The 2,996-nt window shown below is 38.2% G+C and carries 2 protein-coding genes and 3 tRNA genes; all 5 read left to right on the top strand.

The features are described from left to right. The first annotated feature begins 26 nt into the window (after positions 1 to 26). The 5 genes from HMPREF9171_RS102985 to HMPREF9171_RS103005 all read left to right on the top strand — a co-directional run bounded on the left by HMPREF9171_RS102985 (position 27) and on the right by HMPREF9171_RS103005 (position 2,971). Positions 27 to 97: transfer RNA gene (locus HMPREF9171_RS102985), tRNA-Gly, on the top strand. Positions 98 to 131: 34 nt separating this feature from the next. Beyond that, positions 132 to 205: transfer RNA gene (locus HMPREF9171_RS102990), tRNA-Ile, on the top strand. Between the two features lie 13 nt (positions 206 to 218). Continuing rightward, a tRNA-Ser gene (locus HMPREF9171_RS102995) sits at positions 219 to 306 on the top strand. Between the two features lie 235 nt (positions 307 to 541). After that, complete coding sequence (locus tag HMPREF9171_RS103000; RefSeq protein WP_000746075.1) at positions 542 to 1,879, top strand: PcsB-like coiled-coil domain-containing protein; 1,338 nt, start codon at positions 542 to 544, stop codon at positions 1,877 to 1,879. A gap of 123 nt (positions 1,880 to 2,002) precedes the next feature. After that, positions 2,003 to 2,971: a ribose-phosphate diphosphokinase gene (locus tag HMPREF9171_RS103005; protein WP_000122450.1), complete on the top strand. Its 969-nt coding sequence runs from the start codon at positions 2,003 to 2,005 to the stop codon at positions 2,969 to 2,971. The last annotated feature ends 25 nt before the right edge of the window (positions 2,972 to 2,996 follow it).

Raw genomic sequence — 2,996 nt, 5'->3', positions numbered from 1 at the left:
GCGCCATTTATTATATAAGTTTTTTAGCGGGTGTAGTTTAGTGGTAAAACTACAGCCTTCCAAGCTGTTGTCGCGAGTTCGATTCTCGTCACCCGCTTACTTTACATAAAAGTAAAACCAAGCATTTGCTTGGGCGCGTAGCTCAGGTGGTTAGAGCGCACGCCTGATAAGCGTGAGGTCGGTGGTTCGAGTCCACTCGTGCCCATCAATATTAATTTGGAGAATTACTCAAGAGGCTGAAGAGGACGGTTTGCTAAATCGTTAGGTCGGGTAACTGGCGCAAGGGTTCGAATCCCTTATTCTCCGTAAATATTATAATTTTAAGAGTAATTATACTCTTTTTTTATTTCTCTTTTAGTTTCACTATGGAGCAATTATATTGATAGAGTGAATAGAAGAAGGTTATCGTTTTCTAGATTTGATTATGGTTCATTTAGAAATAGTTGATTTCAAATATAAATGTAACAATGACGTAATATAATTTCGTGAATTTTTTGGTAAAATATTTAATGTCTTATCGTAAAGGAGTAGTTTAATAAAAATGAAAAAAAGAATATTATCAGCAGTCCTTGTGAGTGGAGTAACTCTTGGAACTGCTGCCGTAACAGTAAACGCTGATGACTTTGACTCGAAAATTGCTGCTACTGATTCAGTAATCAATACTTTATCAGGGCAACAAGCAGCAGCACAAAACCAGGTGACTGCTATTAAAGGACAAGTTGGTGCTTTAGAGTCTCAACAATCAGAATTAGAAGCGCAAAATGCTCAACTTGAGGCTGTATCTCAGCAGTTAGGTCAAGAGATTCAAACTCTTTCTAATAAAATTGTTGCACGTAACGAATCTTTGAAAAAGCAAGTTCGTAGTGCTCAAAAGGGTAACTTGACTAACTATATTAATACTATTTTAAATTCGAAATCAGTATCTGATGCTGTTAATCGTGTTGTTGCTATTCGTGAGGTTGTTTCAGCTAATGAAAAGATGTTAGCACAACAAGAAGCTGACAAAGCGGCCTTAGAAGCTAAACAAATTGAAAATCAAAATGCTATAAATACTGTAGCAGCTAACAAGCAAGCTATCGAAAATAATAAAGCAGCCTTAGCAACACAAAGAGCACAATTAGAAGCAGCACAATTAGAGTTATCTGCTCAATTGACTACAGTCCAAAATGAAAAAGCATCTTTAATTCAGGCAAAAGCACAAGCTGAGGAAGCTGCGCGTAAGGCAGCTGAAGCACAAGCAGCAGCAGAAGCGAAAGCACAAGCAGAAGCGAAAGCACAAGCTGAGTCTGTAGCAAAAGCACAGGCAGCAGCACAAGTTGAGTCTGCCACAGCTCCTACTGAAACAGTTCAAACACAACCGAGAACTGAAATAAAGCCTTCTAATCTTACGGCTACTTCTTCGGCAACTACTGTTGCTAAAACTACAGCTATTAATGAGCCAAAAGTTGCTCAACCTTCTGTAGTAACTAAAGCAGTTGAAGCACCTAAAGCAGTTGTTTCTTCAACACCTAGAGCGGTATCAAAACCTGTTGTCAGAAGTTATGATTCAAGTAACACATACCCAATGGGACAATGTACTTGGGGAGCTAAGTCAATGGCTTCTTGGGTTGGTAACTATTGGGGAAATGCTAATCAGTGGGGTGCTAGTGCACGTGCAGCTGGTTATTCTGTAGGAACTACTCCTCGTGTTGGTGCAGTAGCTGTTTGGCCATATGATGGTGGTGGTTACGGGCACGTTGCAGTAGTAACGTCAGTGGCTAACAATTCATCTATCCAAGTTATGGAATCAAACTATGCTGGAAATATGAGCATTGGCAATTACCGTGGTTCATTTAATCCTAGTGCTTCTGGCTCTGTTTACTATATTTACCCAAATTAATGAATACTAAGGAGATCTTTCGTGGTCTCCTTTTTGTTTATTAATTAGGTATGGTTTATTTTGGATTGAAAAATTGTGTAAAAAGCGTTAAAATGGTATAGGACTAAAGTTTTGGAGGAAATCATGTCTTATTCTAATTTAAAATTGTTTGCACTGTCATCAAACAAAGAACTAGCGAAAAAAGTGTCTCAGACGATTGGAATTCCGCTAGGTCAATCGACAGTTCGCCAATTTTCTGATGGTGAGATTCAAGTTAATATTGAAGAGTCTATTCGTGGCCATCATGTTTTTATTTTACAATCAACAAGCTCACCAGTTAATGATAATTTGATGGAAATTTTAATTATGGTTGATGCTTTAAAGCGTGCTAGTGCGGAGTCTGTTAGTGTGGTAATGCCTTACTATGGGTATGCTCGTCAAGATCGCAAGGCACGTTCTCGTGAACCTATTACTTCGAAACTCGTTGCGAACATGCTAGAAGTTGCTGGTGTTGATCGTCTTTTAACAGTTGATTTACATGCAGCTCAAATTCAGGGATTCTTTGATATTCCCGTTGATCACCTTATGGGGGCTCCCCTTATTGCAGATTACTTTGATCGTCAGGGATTAGTTGGTGATGATGTTGTTGTCGTTAGTCCTGATCATGGTGGCGTAACACGTGCACGTAAGCTGGCACAGTGTTTAAAGACACCGATTGCTATCATTGATAAGCGCCGTAGTGTTACTAAAATGAATACATCTGAAGTAATGAATATTATTGGTAATATCAAAGGTAAAAAATGTATTTTAATTGATGATATGATTGATACTGCAGGTACTATTTGCCATGCTGCAGACGCTTTAGCTGAAGCAGGGGCAACAGCTGTTTATGCTTCATGTACTCACCCTGTTTTATCAGGGCCGGCTTTGGATAATATTCAAAATTCAGCTATTGAAAAATTAATTGTGTTAGATACGATTTACCTCCCTGAAGAACGTTTGATTGATAAGATTGAACAAATTTCAATTGCGGAATTGATTGGTGAAGCTATTATCCGTATTCACGAGAAACGTCCTTTATCACCATTATTTGAAATGAATAAACTAAAATGATAAAAAACCTGTTATTAACAGGTTT

It is taken from the genome of Streptococcus agalactiae ATCC 13813 (genome assembly GCF_000186445.1).
In the GTDB taxonomy this organism is placed as follows: domain Bacteria; phylum Bacillota; class Bacilli; order Lactobacillales; family Streptococcaceae; genus Streptococcus; species Streptococcus agalactiae.
Note: the sequence above shows the minus strand (reverse complement) of the source record. Positions and strands in the feature narration are given on the sequence as shown.

Excerpts from the sequence above, each read along its gene's own strand:
- HMPREF9171_RS103005 (WP_000122450.1), top strand. The coding sequence starts at position 2,003 with ATGTCTTATTCTAATTTAAAATTGTTTGCACTGTCATCAAACAAAGAA.
- HMPREF9171_RS103000 (WP_000746075.1), top strand. The coding sequence starts at position 542 with ATGAAAAAAAGAATATTATCAGCAGTCCTTGTGAGTGGAGTAACTCTT.